Origin of the sequence: Bdellovibrio sp. HCB-162 (assembly GCF_047344985.1) — a bacterium.
In the GTDB taxonomy this organism is placed as follows: domain Bacteria; phylum Bdellovibrionota; class Bdellovibrionia; order Bdellovibrionales; family Bdellovibrionaceae; genus Bdellovibrio.
In genome coordinates this window covers 2,362,324-2,377,793 of the sequence record NZ_CP178861.1, presented here as the reverse complement: position 1 = coordinate 2,377,793, position 15,470 = coordinate 2,362,324, and the positions used below count along the sequence as shown (strand labels likewise).

Below are 15,470 nucleotides of genomic sequence, written 5' to 3'. Positions count from 1 at the left end.
AAAAACGTGGCATATCAATAAGATATAAGATTCTTTTACTGCTCACTTCGCTGCCTTTGATTACACTGACTGTGTATTTAATTTTGGCGTTGAAGATTTTTGAAGACGATAAGATCGCCTATGTCTTTGATTCTTCAAGCAGTATGTCAGGAACCATGGCGGCTCAAATTAAGACACAGCTCAATGCTGTGCTTGGAACGACGAAGCCGATCTTTCAAGATTACCTTACTCAACAAAAGTTCACGCCGGTTTCTGATTCTATTTTCATGAATGAGTTCAATCTTGAATCCATCGTGGTGTTTACTCCCTCACAAAACGGCACTTTTGAAAAAGCAGCGACTCTTGAAAAAGTTCCGGATCAGACGGCCAGTGTTTTGGCTTCTTTGCAAAATCAAATGCCGTCGTATTTCGCAGAGGTGGAAGCCACGCGCCGTGTGGTGAAAGTGCCGTTTAGCGACGATCGTATTTTCATCTTTGAAAAAGTCAGCGATGAAACAAAAACACGCAATACGGTGTTTCTTGTCATCGTGCGTATGAGTGAAGCCTCTGAAATGTTCAGAGCAGCGATGTCGCAAAAAATGTATTTGATCTCTCAAGATGGAACTGTGCTCTTTGGTCCGGATGGGATGCCGGGAAAGAAATTGCAAGACACAGTGACGCCGTCCTTCTTGAAAGGCTCTTCTGCGAAAGTAGCGCAAGGGGCTGAGACGGATAAAGCGGCTGATGGCACGGATCTTTTGGTGTCTTTCTCTAAAGCGGGCTTTGGTGATCTGATTGTTGTGACAACGGTAGAAAAAGAAAAAGCGTTGGGAGCCGTACAAATCCTGATTCGCAAATCTTTGATCTTTTTTGGAATCTTGATTTCGGTAACAATCATTCTTAGTCTTTTTGCTTCCAGCGGTATCACGCAAGCTCTTACTCAGCTTTTTAACGCGACCAAAAAAGTGGCGGAAGGCGATTTCAATATTCGTGTGGATGTGAAATCCACGGATGAAGTTGGAAGTTTGGCGGATAATTTTAATATCATGGCGGCGGAAGTATCACGTTTGTTAGATCAAACGGCGGAAAAAGCGCGTATGGAATCCGAGCTTCAAACGGCGAAGACAGTGCAAGAAACTCTTTTCCCTGAGACGCGCGCGAAGATCGGTCCTTTGGCGATTGCCGGGTACTATGAGCCTGCCAGTGAGTGCGGTGGCGACTGGTGGCACTATTGTCAGATCGGAAATAAAATCTTCTTGTGGATCGGGGACGCCACGGGCCACGGAGCTCCAGCTGCCTTGATTACGAGTGCTGCAAAATCCGCTTCGACGATTATTGAGCGTCTCAATATTTCGCCCTCAAAAGCTCTCGAACTTTTGAATCGCAGTATCTATGATGTTTCAAAAGGTCGCATCATGATGACGTTCTTCTTGGCGTCTTTTGATTTGGATACGGGTGAGTTGGTGTATTGCAATGCCTCTCACGAAGCACCGTTCTTGATCAAAAAAGGTGAGGGACCTCTTAAGAAAAAAGATTTAGTGCCCCTTAATGAAGTGAATAATCCCAGATTGGGACAAGCGCGTGATTCCGTTTATCAGCAGACGAGCATTCAAGTAGATGAGGGTGATTCTGTTTTCTTTTATACGGATGGAATTCCCGACATTCAAAATCCTGGAAAAGAAGCTTGGGGCGAGAGAGAATTTATTAAGGCGCTCATTGCCGCAAACAAAGACTATCCTGGCGTGAATGATTCCGTGGATCGTTTCGTTGTGAGCTTCCAAGGCCATCGTCAGGGAGCAACCTTAGTCGATGACGTCACATTTTTTGTGGTCAAACGAGAAGGTCTTAATTAAATTTAAATCTGTACGTGAATGAGGAGAAGAACCATGGGTAAACTCGATGTGAAAATGAATAAAGCTGCTGATAAACTCACAGTTCAAATGGCAGGCACGATCGATGAGGACGTCGATTTTTCTCAGTTTAATTTGACGGGAAACCAAGCCATTGACGTGGAGTTGAGCGGTCTAAAAAGTATCAACTCTTGCGGTATTCGCGAGTGGATCAAATGGATGGGCACGGCGGGTGGAGCGCAGATTTCATTCAGTAATTGCCCGAAAGTGATCGTCGATCAAATCAATATGGTCGATGGCTTTTTGCCTGCAACCGGCAAAGTAAATTCATTTTTTGTTCCGTACTACAATGATGATTCTGGCTCTGAAAAAAACGTCCTGTTTCGTTATGGGACAGAATTCAACGAGGGCGGCGTGACACCTCCAGCATCTGTGAAAGATGAAGAGGGGAACGAAATGGAAATGGATGTTATTGAATCCAAATATTTTAAGTTCCTCAAAAAGTAAGAAATCTTCGACATAGGTCTAGAAAATGCTGCGGGTCCTGGATGACAGGCCCGCTTTTTCTTTTTTATTCTAAATAGATCCGACTTATAGACCGACAAGGAAATGTGGAACCAGGAAAAACAAAGATCCTAATTTTGGAAGATGATGAAAGTGTCGGGCTGGCTTTAAAAGAAGTCCTCAGTCGCGCTGGTCATCACGTCTTTTTGGCGGCCCGTCCCGACGAGGCCAATTCCATTTTATCCACGAATACCAATATCGAATTTCTGTTCTGTGACTGTCTTTTGCCGCAAATGACGGGTTTGGATTTCATCAAACAAGCGCGCACGAATTATCCTTCATCGCGTTTTAAAGTCGTTTTGATGAGTGGTATCTACACGGATAAATCATTCATTCAAGAAGCCACACAAAGTACACAAGCCGTGGCCTTCTTGAAAAAGCCTTTTGAGATGGAGCAAGTTCTTAAACTTGTTAAGAAAGAAGAAGCTCCGAAAAAAGAAGAATCCAGCGCACGTAAATTGCTTTATCAAATGTTTGCAAACCCTACGGTGACCAATCGTCAAAAAAGAAAGGTCATTGAATCTATCGAAGAGGTGAGCGGGTTTGACTTGCCATTCTTGTATTCATTGCTTGTAGAAACAAAGAGCAGTGGTTATTTGAATATTTACAATGCCGACGGCTCTGTCTCTGGTATCACGTTCTGCAACGGCAATATCGTCGGCGTGGACGTGGACGATAAGACGACGTTCTTAGGAGAGATGTTGATCCAAAGTGGTTATGCGACTCCGGAAGACGTGCAAACGGCTTTGCGTGACAAGAACAACCGCCGTATTGGTAATTACCTTATTCAAAACAATCAACTCAGTCCTCATGCGTTTGATTTGATTTTGATGGAGCAAATGAACATCCGCTTGGTGCGCACGATCGTGGATCAGAAAATCCGCGTGAATTTCGCTTCGGCTGAAGTCGAGATGAGCAGCCCAAGTATTGATGCTGACACTTTGTCTTATTATCTGCATGACTGGATTGCTTCTAAGATTTCTGTGAGCTGGCTTAAGTCTTTGTATGTGATGTGGTCTGGAAATGTGATCGTGAAAAGTCCGACGTTCCGTGATGATCATCCGGCTCTTTCGATGTCGTTGTTAAAGTCTTTGGATGGTTTGACTGTGAAGCTCAACAACCAAATGACATTGACACAGCTTTTGGATGTCAAAGGCTACAGTGAGGTTGCTGTTTATAAGGCGATTCATTTCCTTTTGACGAAAGGTTTGATCGTCTTTGCTCAGCGTGCGGCATTCACAAATCCGCAAGAGCAGTTGAAAGTTTTAAAGAAAATCTGGGCCGAGCTTGATGGCAAGAACGGTTATGAGATCGTGGCTTATATGGAAACAGGTTCCGGTGGAAGTTCTATGGATTCTGCGTTGGCAGACTTCATGACTATTATCGGGGATCAGCCACAAGATACTGCCTCTGAAGTTTATACGGTATGGAGTAAAATTAAAAAAGCAGCCGAAGAAGCTGTCGCCACATCTCGTGATACGAATAAGATCGATCAGTTCCGCCAAGCTTCACAAAAATCAGAAGCGGAAGCGAAACTTAAAGCCACGACCTTGATGGAAGAAGTGAAAAAAGCTCTTCAGTACAATCAGTTTGCAAAGGCTTTAGAGCACCTTGCGGAAGTGGCGAAACTCAATCCACAAACGCAGCAGCTTCATCTTTATAGTTCATGGGCTAAATTGGGTTCCGTAGATCCTATGAAGAAACAGTTTGTCTTAAAAGAAGTGGAACTTGAGCTTATGCAAGTTCCACCGGATGAACGCTATGATACGTTATTCCCATTCGTGATTGGTTTATTCAACAAAACCAAAGGGGATATGGTGGCTGCACGCAAATCTTTCGAAAAGAGTGTGGCGCTCGACCCATCTTTCATTCCTGCGCGCCGTGAAATCTCCATGCTTTCTGCGGCTAACAAAAAGCAGGATGTTTTCAATATGGACCTTAAACAGGTTGTCTCAGGCTTCTTTAAGAAGCGTTAGAACTTCCAGAAGATTCCCGCATTCACGCCAATTTGGCTTTCTTCTTTTGCAGCTGCCGGATCGTATTTGTAATCGCTGAAATCAAGTCCGTAGCGCAAATACCATTGCGAAGAGAATTGCCAGTAAGCTTGAGCTTTGAGCATGTAGGCTGATTTCAGTTTAAAATCACTTCCTGAAGAACCCGCGAAATAGTGAAACTTCAATTCTGACCATTGCATAAATGGTTTTAACCAGCGTCCTGGTTTTTTTATCCAGAAAGCTCCTAACCCATAAGCGGTGGCACTCGCACTTTCACCTTGAATCATTTGTAAAGGTAATGAAAGACCCCAAGTTTCATCAATCAAGTTGAAGCCTTCTTTAGCTCTCCACAAAAGTTCCAATGTTGTAAAATCAACTTTAGGTTGATCGTCTTTTTCAGTCAGATGTTGTTGTCTTTCTAAAGCCAATCCCCAACGGAAGCGAGACCAGTTGGCGTTGATCATTAAGAAGTTTTCAATCCACCATTGGAAGTCCACCGCGCCAAAGGCAATGCCTGACGGTGTGAGATAGTGAGCACCCAATCCCAAACCAAAGGGCTGACCGCGGAAAACATCGTAACCAACAGCGAAGTCGTGTCCCTCGGAGACCACTGAAAGGTAGCGGCGAGTTTCAACACCCGCAGGGATGTTGCGAACCGTCCAATAAAACTGATTCTTTTTTGTCGGCTCTAATTGTGCATCTGGATCTTTTTCAGGAACTTTGACTTGCACGCCCTCGGGGCTCACGCCACTAAAAGAAAGTTGCGAAGAGTAGGTGCGTGAAACAGATTTAGCTGAAATATAAGGTCTGTTTTTTTCACGTGGCAAAGTGCCGCGCACGTAAAATTCTTGGCGCATCGGAATATCGCCGTCACCTTTTAAGTACAAAACAGGGCGGCCTTTAGGAAGAGCGATCTGCCAATCTTCATCAGAAAGTTTTTTGACTTTGCTTTCGTCAACGGGCTCAGCCCCTGAAGCGGTGAGGATGATTTTTTCTCCGTCATCAGAAACAACGACATCTTTGAAATCAACGTCTTTTTTGCGAGTTTCAATTTCTAAGAAAGCGCCTGTTTGAGTTTGAGCTTTGAACGCCACGTTTTCACTGCGGTCGTTGAGATAAATAATCCCTTGATTGCCGACGACTTTCCCGTTGATTTCAACTTGCGCGGCTTTCTTGGTGCTTGAGCGCGCTTTCACAACCATCTGTCCTTGTTGTGAACTTAAATAAAGTTCCTTGGAACATAAATACAAACGCGTTTCTTCGCTTTCACGGTAAATACAAAACACCATGAACGGGAAGTACTTCATATCGTCGACGACGTTGGCTTCAACATCGTCAATAGCAAAGGTTGCAATTTCAGAGCGCAAAGCTTCTTCGCCCTCTTGAGAAGCCCCTTGAGAAATTTTTAAATTGTCTTTGGTGAGTAAGGCGTTAAAGACAGCTTTACCTGAGTTGTTCTTAATCGCCAATTCGCCGTCTTTGATGAGTCCAGCAGGCCAGGTAAAACGAATGCTATAAGCGCCTCGTTTTTTCGTGGAAGGTTCAATCTGAAAAGTCACTTGTGTCGTGTCGATAAGAATATCGCCGACTTTCAAGCGGTCTTCGTCGAGCAAAGTGTATTCAAATCTTTGCGGAAGAACTTGCAGATTGTTTTTGTCTGCTTGGAAATACAAAGGCTTTAGTTTCGAGCGGCCTTGTGCAAAAGAAGAACACGCGATGCAAAAACAAAGTAGACCCAGCAGAGTTCTCATCATTGCAGAAGCTCCTTTTTGATATCCTCAGCACTTTTGTGAGCCATGATGGCTTTGATGACTGATAAAGACGTTGTCATTTTCGAAAGGAAGTCCTCGTTGTGAGTGATCACCACGCGACGGGGATGGCCTTCCCAGGCTTGTTTGATTTTTGTATTTAAGTCCCAAGCCTCTTGGAAAGTTTCCGTACGAATTGGATTGTTCGTGTCGTAAAAATCCATGGAAGCCGTGTCAAGGTGAATCACCCAGTCGTAACGGGCCAGCTCCTGTTCGCGAGAACTTTGAATGGAGTTAAAGAAATTCAATTCATCTGCAGGCCAGTAGGCAACGCTGTCCAAAGAACCACGATCGCAGACGATCAAAGGCTTTTGGCTGAGTAAGCAGATCATTTCTTCAAGTTCTTTTTGTGTGTAGTAAATCGCTTTTTGCGCATGGATGATACCCTGAGCATCTTTGTAGCGTGGAAAACCGCCACGGTATAAAATACTTGCGGCTTCAGGAACGACAGCGCATTTTTGTCCAAGCTCTTTTTTTAGAGCTTCGATAAGAGTTGTTTTACCGCCCGAAGGGCCCCCAGTGATCGCGACTTTAACGTAAGAATTCATACATATAGGATCACTAATTCAGAGGGCAGGGTCAAAGTAAAAAACTAGAGCATATAACGCAGTCGGAAGGCGATTTTGTAGACAATCCTTGCGAGCCACGAAGGAGCCGCAAAATCTTTCTCGGCAACCAGTTTGGAATTCTTAATATCGACACTCCATTGCTGAAGCATGTTTGCAAGGCTCGCCTCATCGCGCAGAACGACCTCCACCTCGAGATCGTGCAAAACACTGCGGTGATTGAGGTTGAAAGAGCCGATAAAAACATCGTTATCGATGATCATCGTCTTCGCATGCAAAATCGTCTTTTGATATTCGTAAATGGAAATTCTTTTTTGTAAAAGAAAGCGGACGATATTAAAAGCCGCCCATTTTACTGCGGGCACATCGGACTTTCCGGGAATAAGAATTTTAACGTCCACCCCGCGACGGGCGGCTTTTAAGAGAGCCAATAGCAAAGACCGGCGGGGCAGGAAATAAGCCGTCGTAATGTACAGTCGCGACTGCGCTCCAGAAATACGGCGTAAAAGATCACGATACAATTGACGACGCATGCGTTGAGTGGTGTTAAGGCGCAGCAAGCTGTCACGCACATCCATGCGAAGTCTCCAGCGGGACACCCAAGAAAGCAGCCTTTTTACATACGTACGCAGGTAACTGATTTGAAATGCCAACACCAAACGGCTCAACTCTTCGCCTTCAACATAAACGCCGGTGTCTCTCCAGGCTTTTTCTCCAACAAGACTTTCACAATGATCTTGTGTGAAATTTAAACTGCCTAAATAAGCGCGCTTTTCATCAATGATCGTGATCTTGCGGTGGGTGCGACGATTCATGTGTTTCATGATGAGTGACGCATTTAACGAATACTTTGCAAAAAGACGTCTTGCCCACAAAAGAGGGTAGGGAAAAGGATGAAAAACACGGAACTCAATGCCGCGCTCTTCACACATTCGATCGAGTTGCGGAATGTAGTAGTAGGAACCAAAACCATCGACAACAATCTTAACTGTGCAGCCGCGCTCGCGCGCTCTGGTTAATTCTTCCAAAATAGTTTGCGTAAGTTTATCTATGGCAAAAATATAAGATTCGATGGTGATACTACGCTGAGCTTTGCGTATATCTTCGACGAGACTGTGAAAGTACTCATCTCCTGAATGAAATATGCGAATCTGACTCCATGACTCCATATGTCGATTGTTCAATAAATAATTAAAAAAGTCGACAGCAAACCAAGGGGGAGGGCAAACTCGAAATATGACTAAGTGCAATCTATGGAATTTTAGAAAAGCTGTGGCGGGTGCCGTTTTAATTTTGGCTTCTTGCGGAGCGACATGGGCGCAAGCGGCGTTGCCTCCGACAAAAACGACAGTGATTTATTTTGGCCAACAGAAAGCTGAAGACTTTGAATTGAAGGTAAAACCTGTTTTCGAAGAAAAGGTCCGTCCTTGCAAAAGCTGCGAGATCGTTAACTTCACTCCTTATACAAAAGAAGGCGCTGTTGATCTGGAGGCTTTGCACGAACGTGTTGAGTCTTTGCCTGTTGGGACAAGCTTTGTCTTTTTTGATTTCAATATGAAAGTGAATGAGGCCAATAAAGACCTTATTGAAACTTTAAATAAAAAAGCTGATTCCGGTTTGATGATTGTTGGAACAGCAGGCATTCCAAAAACATCAGAAGCTTCGGGGCCTTTGAGCCGCACTGTTTTGGGTCAAATCCACGGCGCCATTATCATCGGCGAGCTCGGAGAAAGAGACCGTTTGATGCCGACAGGTTTTTATGGCCCGGAAATGCTCACAGCTCTTCGTCCTCCCAAGGATATGTTGGGACAAGGTTACAGTCCTTTGATTTTTGCAGCAGCTTTGGCTGAGAACTGGCAAAAACGCAGCTCTTCAGAATGGGTTGAGTATCTTAAGAATAAGAAAATGAAAAGTCGTAAGATCTGGTTGGAACTGGGAGATATGTTCTAACTAGCGTCCCGGAAAAAGCACCACGCGTTCATGATATTCGGAAGGAACGCGTTCCCGAATTAAGCGAAGTGCCTCTTTGTCGGAATAGCGGCTGGAGGCGTGAATGAACACAATCTGTTCGCTTTCAATATCTTTCAGTCGTGGAATGATTTCGTCTAAATGTGTGTGGCCCCAATGGCGGGCTTGTTCGACAGTCTTTTTTTCATCAAGATAAGTGGCTTCCAAGAAAAGAATTTTAGATTTTCGAACCCAATCAAAACTATCTAAAAACTCAATTTGCGTGTCCCCAGTGAAACTCACAACCGGAGTGTGATGAACCTCATTGACGTCGATGTTTTGGCGACGAAGTTCAACGATTTCCTCTTTTGAAAGACCGCCGTATTCTTTTTTTAGTTTTTTATGAGTTTCAAAAACCGTGTAGCCGAAGGATTCAATTCGGTGAAGGGTCGGGAAAACCTTAACATAAGTTTGCGCGTTCAAAGGAATTTCATCACCACTTTGCACGCCGATAAAATCATACTTGTATTGGTGCTTTTCGATTTGTTCCCAAAGCTTCATGATTTGATCAAGAGGATTCACTAAGGACTTCGGCATATAGAACTTGCCGGGCTCTTGAGAAGTCATGGCTTTTTGCGAGATGATGTACGGAATGCCTGCCGCGTGATCAAGATGGCCATGACTGATAAAGAAATGCTTTAAGTTTAAAAGAAAGGGGTAACCTTGAGCCACGTCAAAGCTCAAAGAGAGTTCCGGCATGGCTATCGCTGTGCGAATGCCCGACAGCGACAAGCCATAGAATTTATACTTTTGATAATTCCAACTCTCTCCGGCTTGAACTGACATACTACATACAGCGAGCCACGAGGTCGTGACCGATCCATGCAACTGGAGATTTTGGTTTCCAAGAATCATGCAACATCACGTAACCACAAGATTTAAAGACCACTTCGCTTAATACAGCGGTGATCAAATTCTTCTGGTCTTTGTGAAGGTCAAACAAGTAGTCCGAGCTTTTTAGCATGTACTCCATTTGATCTTGGCGAGAATGCTGTGGCCATTGCTCGTATTTTGAGAACGCCAAAGTCAGATCATTTGTGAGGTATTCATCGGTAAATTTGATGATCTGATCAAATGTAACATCATCTTTAAGCAGAGCTTTACATTGTGCCAACACTTGTTCACCGTGTTTTTTATCTCCAGCATCTTTTTGAATAGCTGCAAGCAAAGGATAAAGTGATACTTCAACACCTTGAAACACAGAACTTGAGTTCGTCAAAATCTCGGGGCAGTTGTAAACGCAGCAGTGCACACCTTGTTTTGCGAATTCTTCAGAATATTGTTCCAAGGCCATTTTCGCCCAACCTTGGAAATAGCAAGTGTAAGTTTGCCATTTGTACTGACCACGAATCATCACTTCTGTTCCGTGATAACCGTAAGCTGTGTAAGACACGTGACTGCCTTGCGCTTCCAATTTTTTGCGAAGAGGTGTTGAAAGGTCCACCAAGTGGCGGAATGTTTCAGCCGTCACTTCTTTAAAGTTTCTCAAACTGAATTGACCGATTTGGGAATCCAAAAGGGCTTGCGTGGGAATATGGCGATCGCCTGTTCCTTTAAACGCACGATTCAAAAGTGGCATCAAAATTTTCGCGCGGGGAACACCACCGGCCATCAAGTGAGCAAATAAAACGTTAGCGCCTGCTGGGATATGCTTTTCAAGCTCTTTCAAGAAAAGTTCGGTGTTTTTTCTGAAACGGATAGTGCCGTTCTTTTCAGACTCATCGATGGACTTCCAATCCAACGTCGCCTGATCCCATTCTCCCATTTTGATATCTTTAAGCTGATCGCAAGGAGTCACTCCCTTAGAGTCGGGCTCCATATCGAAACCGGCTTCTAGAGGAACGTTGATGAATGGTTGGGGAATGTTTGCGGTTTCTTCCGCTGTCAAAGCACGAAGAGATCCGTCTTTTTCACGGCGACCGACAGTGGCGCGCACAATCGTCATGCCACGACGTTCGGCTTCTTCAACCAAACCGTTTGCGTAACCGCGCGAGAAAAGTTCGCCAAATAACACAAGAACGTCGCCTTTTTTGTACGGGCTCAATGCGGGTTTCTCGTGAAGAGGGAAGAGTTGCGTCATAATTTAACCTCACTGTTAGAGGGCTATACTGTGCCGGGCACCACGGACGGTCAAGCTTTTGACTCCGCTTGGCTCACTGGGTAATCTTCAGATTTGGAGGATAATAATGCGAGTGGTAAGTATGGTCCCTTCTTGGACCGAGACGCTATTAAAAGCGGGTGTGCAAGTTGTTGGACGCACGCGTTTTTGTATTCATCCTCCGAAAATGATCACGAATATTCCTATTGTCGGCGGCACCAAAGAAGTTTCTTGGGATTTGGTTGTCGATTTAAAACCGGATTTGGTTCTTCTGGATGAAGAGGAAAATCCGCTGGAAATGGCCGAAGAATGTCCTGTTCCTTATCTGGCGACACATGTTTCTTCGTTACAAAGTTTACAGACGGAATTGGCCCGTTTAGGAGAGCATTTTAAAAATCCGCAACTCATGGAACTTTCTGTCGATTGTCTAGATATTTTAGAAGCTCCTGTGCCGCCGTGGGATTATCAAAAAATTCCCGCGTTCATGGAATGGGTAAAGGCACCATCTAAAGAGTATAACCAAATCGCTTATATGATTTGGAAAAAACCATGGATGAGTGTCAGTCGTGAAACTTACATCGGTTCTGTTCTAGAAAAATTAGGCGCAAAACTTGTCGAGTATCCTGAAGGGGAGAAGTATCCAGTTGTCGAGTTAGAGGAAATGAAAGACACGTTCTTCTTGTTTTCGTCAGAACCATTTCCATTTCACAAAAAAGTCGGTGAACTCAAAGAACTGGGCATTGAAGGTGCCATTGTGAATGGCGAATCCTATTCGTGGTTCGGTGTGCGTGGCATTGAATTTTTGCGCGAAACTCTGTTAAAAAAATAATCTGTGTTCTGGCACTCGTGCTTTAAAACAAGCTGAGAAAATAAAAAATCTCCTGTAAGAAAATTCTTAAGGGAGGTCTTATGCTTTTCACGTTAGAATCACCCGCATTTAAACCTCATGAAGAAATTCCTTCAAAATACACTTGTGAAGGCGACGACAAATCGCCACCTCTGCGCTGGAAGGGCGCTCCGGCCGGTACAAAAAGTTTTGCGATCATTGTCGATGATCCGGATGCACCAGATCCTGAAGCTCCGAAACAAACGTGGGTTCACTGGGTGCTTTTTAATATTCCTGCTTCTGTGAGTTCCTTGCCTGAAGACGTGGCAAGTTTACCGAAAGGTTCCTATGAGGGAGTGAATGACTGGATGGCTGTTGGATATCGAGGTCCATGTCCTCCTGTTGGAAGACACAGCTACCACCATAAAATCTATGCCTTGGATACGGTTCTTCCGCATATGGAAAATCCCTCGAAAGCTGATTTGGAAAAAGCCATGAAGGGTCATGTTTTAGCGCAAGCGGATTTAGTGGCGACGTACAAGAAACATCACCACTGAAGTTTTATTGCACTAAAAACATTCCCGGATACGCAGGACCTGACATTTGGAAAAGCTGCTCCATCATTTTGGTAGCTTGAACTTGTGGGTCCTCTTCTTTTTCTGCCGTTGTCGGCATCTTCGCGTTGCCTTTCATCGCAAGGACGAATCTGTTAAAGTCATTCTTAGAACGAAGAGCGATAAAGAAGTTCCTGTTGCGAGCGTCACCATTGTCTTGCATTTGGGAGCTGTTAGATTCCTGGGCAATCAAATAGTAATTCTCTGTGATATCCACTGGAGCTGTGCGTACAGTGCCTTCGCAGATCATCAAACCGCGTGTCGTTGCTGTCGCCATTTCTTCTTCCGTCAAACGAGGGTTTAAGAAGCCTAAATAGTCACGGCGACCGAACCAAGACTTTGTGTCTTTGATGAAAAGAATTGGATTTAGACGAACCACAGCACATTGCTCGTACTTATTCACACGCACCTTAAAGATGTTTTGTTGCACCGTCATCGATGTGGAACCACTCACAGTCACAGAGTTGCTGGCACTATTTGAATCCGATGTTGCCCAGGACATTGAGTATCCCAAATCCACACCGATAGAGAAAAGATCCAAGAACTTTTTCGACAGACCGAACTTCGCACTGATGCTTGTCGAGCGAGTTTTCGAAGTCGAGTGAGAAGCGCTTACTGAAAAACTTGTTCCCACAGAAAGACCTTGGTTCAGACCTTTCACGAATTGAGAGCCGCCAAGTTCTTTAATCATCATCTGTTTTTCTACCTGGAAGAACGCGGAAGGATTTTTTGCAACGGCATTGTAGCAGCTCATACCAAGACCCATCACGGCTTGTTGGCTTACCGCGCCACCTTTATTGGCATACATCTTTTGCAAGTAATCAGAAGCCCAGAAAGCACACAGCTTTTGTGCAAGCGCTGGAGCCAAGGTTCCTTTATTCACGAAGTCTTGCAAATCCGCCTTCGTCACGATCAAGCGTTCATTCAGTTTCGTTGAACCCACCAAAGCTTTTACAAGGGGAGCTTGAGCATCGGCATCCTTCAATGAAATCAAATCCAAATTGTTTTCTTTCGCAAATTGCGTTTTTTCAGAGCGAGCTTGAATTCTTTGGCGCTTTTCTGCCTGCACCTTAAGACCTTGCTCAACAACTTGTTTGACCACGAATTTTTGAGAGGCTTCATTAGTGCCTTTTCCGTTGAGCAAGAAGCTGCTCACGCCGGAAGCATCCAACATGCGAAGAGGGCGAGACGCCTCATCAATATTCAAAGTCACAGGACCTACAAAAGTCGGCGTCTCAAGACCTGTTGAAGTATCAATCGCAGACTCTACAGAGTCGTTGGCATTTTTCAAAGTCACTTGGCCGTTCGTGACAGTCACTTTGTTTTCATCAATAGGGTAGATCTCAACAAGCATGTTGTTGCGATTTCCCAAGGCTTTTAAGTCTTGGGTTTGGAAAGTGATGTCCGTGTTGATTTGACCACTCAGAACATTCACAAGTTTATCTGCAGATGTAACATAAGTGTTCGAAGTGTCGTAGTCGCGGTTTTGCACGACAGCAAGTCTTAGCAAGTAAACACCGTCACGAAGCTTTTCAACTTCCGCGCGACCATTTGCCAAGCTTGAATAAACAAGAAGACGAGGGTCCATCTTCATTTGCACCTTCTTTGTCACAGTCAGATTCAACATCGAATCCACGCTGTAGTTGTAAGAAAGAGTGTTGTAGCTAAAGCCATCCACGATCAATTGCGTGCGCGGGCGCTGAGTTTCTTGGCAGCTCAAAATCAATTTTTCGCTTGGATCGACGTAGCGCATATCACGAGCCACCGCACCTTGAGATTCCCAAGGGTTGACGATGATCTCAAGTTTTTCGTTCATACCTAAATCTTTGTTTTCGATTTGAACGAAACCTTTTAGATAGCGTTGGCAGTCGAAATATTTAAACGTGATGCTTTCATCCCAGTTAAGGCAAGAGTTGTTATCAGTTTTTACGCTGACGCTGGAAGTTTCTTCCGTCTCTGATTGACGAAATTTTGTGATTTTAAATGTATGGGCACGTGTGTTTTTCTGGTCGAGACCGTTACGCACACAAGCTCTGATATTGTAAAACACTTCGCGAGTGGCCGTTTTTTCCTGGCCCACGCGAATGAAGCGGAATTCCAACTGAGATACTTCGATTTTTGGCTTTTGATAAGTTTCTGCGTCAATTGTTGAAGTCGTGGAGCCTTCTTGTTGTTGGTCTGTTTGAGATTTCTGAGTCACTTCAGTCAAAGTCGCGTTCACGTAATTAGAAATCTTGAAATCTTTTGTTTGCGCCACCAGAGTATTGAGTTTTAAGAATGAAGATCCTTTGATTTGGTCGTATTCACCCAAAAGGTAAATACCATCAAAGCTTGTAAGACCTTGCGGACCGTTCACTGGTTGCAACTCAAGACCCAACATGATTTGACCACGCGTTGGAATTGCAGGTAAAGACATTGTGGATTTCACAGCCAAGCTGCCGTTATCCATCTTCACATCCATCGGCGCTGTCTCCGTCAAAAGACGACGAATTTCTTTATCACCTTGTTGATAGATGTGAACAAGCTTCAAGCGCGCTTTAAAAGATCCCGCCGTCAAGGGACGAAGGAACATCTCACCATTCATTTTAGTCAGTTGGATAGAAGGATTCGGGCGCATTTCAACAAGAAGCTCAACACCATCGCGAGTGAGTTTTTGTTCTGTTACGAAAAGACGGCCGTCTTCCACCCACAAAGGACGTGAAGTGATTTGGTTGTCTTGAGAAAAACCTTTCAAAGCAAGCTTTGCCGCTTGAGCGTCATCCACCAAACGAGGAATGTTATTGCCATCATCAGGATTCAAAACGGGCGCAAGGCTTTCACCATGCGACCAAGGATTGATGGCAAACGCCACCTTTTGCGAACCTTTGTGAAGTCCTGTTCCTTTGATATGTCTTTCGATACGAATGTATTGAGATTCGGCCAAAAAGTTAAAACTCACGCGCTCAGCCCAAGTCAGGCAGCCGGCTTTATCGGAAGTCACTTTGGTATTTACTTCTTCGATGATGAACTCATGACCGGAAATCGCTTTATCATAAGCCACGTCTTTTACGCAGGCTTGAAGATTGAAAACTTTAGAAGAAGGTAAAGCGAAAGTCCCTTGAACAGAAACTTCAAGAGCTTTGGATTTATCCGCCATCGCCTGCGCTGTGAATGTCGCAGCACTG

13 protein-coding genes are annotated in these 15,470 nt (G+C 44.4%); 7 read left to right on the top strand and 6 right to left on the bottom strand.

Features of this window, described 5'->3' with window-relative positions:
- The first annotated feature begins 71 nt into the window (after window positions 1–71).
- The 3 genes from ACLSSO_RS11580 to ACLSSO_RS11570 all read left to right on the top strand — a co-directional run bounded on the left by ACLSSO_RS11580 (window position 72) and on the right by ACLSSO_RS11570 (window position 4,369).
- Window positions 72–1,832 carry a SpoIIE family protein phosphatase gene (locus ACLSSO_RS11580; protein ID WP_295900029.1) on the top strand — a complete coding sequence of 587 codons (1,761 nt, stop codon included), beginning with the start codon at window positions 72–74 and terminating at the stop codon, window positions 1,830–1,832.
- A 33-nt stretch (window positions 1,833–1,865) separates the two neighbouring features.
- A complete protein-coding gene (locus tag ACLSSO_RS11575; RefSeq protein ID WP_295900027.1) occupies window positions 1,866–2,336 on the top strand; it encodes a hypothetical protein in 471 nt (156 codons plus the stop codon).
- 104 nt (window positions 2,337–2,440) lie between these two features.
- On the top strand, window positions 2,441–4,369 hold the full coding sequence (locus tag ACLSSO_RS11570) for a response regulator (protein ID WP_413942886.1): 1,929 nt from the start codon (window positions 2,441–2,443) through the stop codon (window positions 4,367–4,369).
- Here ACLSSO_RS11570 and ACLSSO_RS11565 read toward each other — a convergent pair.
- Genes ACLSSO_RS11565 through ACLSSO_RS11555 form a run of 3 tightly spaced genes read right to left on the bottom strand, consistent with a single transcriptional unit; the run spans window position 4,366 to window position 7,930 of the window.
- A complete protein-coding gene (locus ACLSSO_RS11565; protein WP_413942885.1) occupies window positions 4,366–6,141 on the bottom strand; it encodes a hypothetical protein in 1,776 nt (591 codons plus the stop codon). The genes ACLSSO_RS11570 and ACLSSO_RS11565 overlap by 4 nt on opposite strands.
- Window positions 6,138–6,743 (bottom strand): ATP-binding protein, encoded by a 606-nt coding sequence (locus ACLSSO_RS11560; protein ID WP_295900020.1) that lies wholly within the window; start codon window positions 6,741–6,743, stop codon window positions 6,138–6,140. Before ACLSSO_RS11560 ends, ACLSSO_RS11565 begins: the two co-directional genes overlap by 4 nt.
- Before the next feature lie 44 nt (window positions 6,744–6,787).
- Complete coding sequence (locus ACLSSO_RS11555; protein WP_413942884.1) at window positions 6,788–7,930, bottom strand: phospholipase D-like domain-containing protein; 1,143 nt, start codon at window positions 7,928–7,930, stop codon at window positions 6,788–6,790.
- Between the two features lie 67 nt (window positions 7,931–7,997).
- On the opposite strand from ACLSSO_RS11555, the gene ACLSSO_RS11550 reads away from it, so the two are divergent.
- Window positions 7,998–8,711, top strand: a complete 714-nt coding sequence (locus ACLSSO_RS11550; protein WP_295900015.1) for a hypothetical protein — start codon at window positions 7,998–8,000, stop codon at window positions 8,709–8,711.
- Here ACLSSO_RS11550 and ACLSSO_RS11545 read toward each other — a convergent pair whose 3' ends face one another.
- Together ACLSSO_RS11545 and ACLSSO_RS11540 are read right to left on the bottom strand one after the other, a co-directional pair.
- The gene (locus ACLSSO_RS11545) at window positions 8,712–9,554 is read right to left on the bottom strand and encodes an MBL fold metallo-hydrolase (protein ID WP_413942883.1); all 843 of its coding nucleotides are present in this window, start codon (window positions 9,552–9,554) and stop codon (window positions 8,712–8,714) included.
- A 1-nt stretch (window position 9,555) separates the two neighbouring features.
- Window positions 9,556–10,848: an enoyl-acyl carrier protein reductase FabMG gene (locus ACLSSO_RS11540; protein WP_295900011.1), complete on the bottom strand. Its 1,293-nt coding sequence runs from the start codon at window positions 10,846–10,848 to the stop codon at window positions 9,556–9,558.
- A gap of 106 nt (window positions 10,849–10,954) precedes the next feature.
- Here ACLSSO_RS11540 and ACLSSO_RS11535 point away from each other — a divergent pair, with 106 nt between their 5' ends.
- A complete protein-coding gene (locus ACLSSO_RS11535; protein WP_413942882.1) occupies window positions 10,955–11,695 on the top strand; it encodes a helical backbone metal receptor in 741 nt (246 codons plus the stop codon).
- Window positions 11,696–11,775: 80 nt separating this feature from the next.
- Complete coding sequence (locus ACLSSO_RS11530; RefSeq protein ID WP_413942881.1) at window positions 11,776–12,249, top strand: YbhB/YbcL family Raf kinase inhibitor-like protein; 474 nt, start codon at window positions 11,776–11,778, stop codon at window positions 12,247–12,249.
- Window positions 12,250–12,253: 4 nt separating this feature from the next.
- Here ACLSSO_RS11530 and ACLSSO_RS11525 read toward each other — a convergent pair whose 3' ends face one another.
- Entirely contained in the window at window positions 12,254–15,040 is a 2,787-nt protein-coding gene (locus ACLSSO_RS11525; RefSeq protein WP_367276353.1) for a hypothetical protein, read from the bottom strand.
- On the opposite strand from ACLSSO_RS11525, the gene ACLSSO_RS11520 reads away from it, so the two are divergent.
- Window positions 15,014–15,391: a hypothetical protein gene (locus tag ACLSSO_RS11520; RefSeq protein WP_413942880.1), complete on the top strand. Its 378-nt coding sequence runs from the start codon at window positions 15,014–15,016 to the stop codon at window positions 15,389–15,391. The genes ACLSSO_RS11525 and ACLSSO_RS11520 overlap by 27 nt on opposite strands.
- Window positions 15,392–15,470: the final 79 nt, after the last annotated feature.

Excerpts from the sequence above, each read along its gene's own strand:
- ACLSSO_RS11565 (WP_413942885.1), bottom strand. The coding sequence starts at position 6,141 with ATGATGAGAACTCTGCTGGGTCTACTTTGTTTTTGCATCGCGTGTTCT.
- ACLSSO_RS11540 (WP_295900011.1), bottom strand. The coding sequence starts at position 10,848 with ATGACGCAACTCTTCCCTCTTCACGAGAAACCCGCATTGAGCCCGTAC.
- ACLSSO_RS11530 (WP_413942881.1), top strand. The coding sequence starts at position 11,776 with ATGCTTTTCACGTTAGAATCACCCGCATTTAAACCTCATGAAGAAATT.
- ACLSSO_RS11545 (WP_413942883.1), bottom strand. The coding sequence starts at position 9,554 with ATGTCAGTTCAAGCCGGAGAGAGTTGGAATTATCAAAAGTATAAATTC.
- ACLSSO_RS11550 (WP_295900015.1), top strand. The coding sequence starts at position 7,998 with ATGACTAAGTGCAATCTATGGAATTTTAGAAAAGCTGTGGCGGGTGCC.
- ACLSSO_RS11560 (WP_295900020.1), bottom strand. The coding sequence starts at position 6,743 with ATGAATTCTTACGTTAAAGTCGCGATCACTGGGGGCCCTTCGGGCGGT.
- ACLSSO_RS11535 (WP_413942882.1), top strand. The coding sequence starts at position 10,955 with ATGCGAGTGGTAAGTATGGTCCCTTCTTGGACCGAGACGCTATTAAAA.
- ACLSSO_RS11575 (WP_295900027.1), top strand. The coding sequence starts at position 1,866 with ATGGGTAAACTCGATGTGAAAATGAATAAAGCTGCTGATAAACTCACA.
- ACLSSO_RS11555 (WP_413942884.1), bottom strand. The coding sequence starts at position 7,930 with ATGGAGTCATGGAGTCAGATTCGCATATTTCATTCAGGAGATGAGTAC.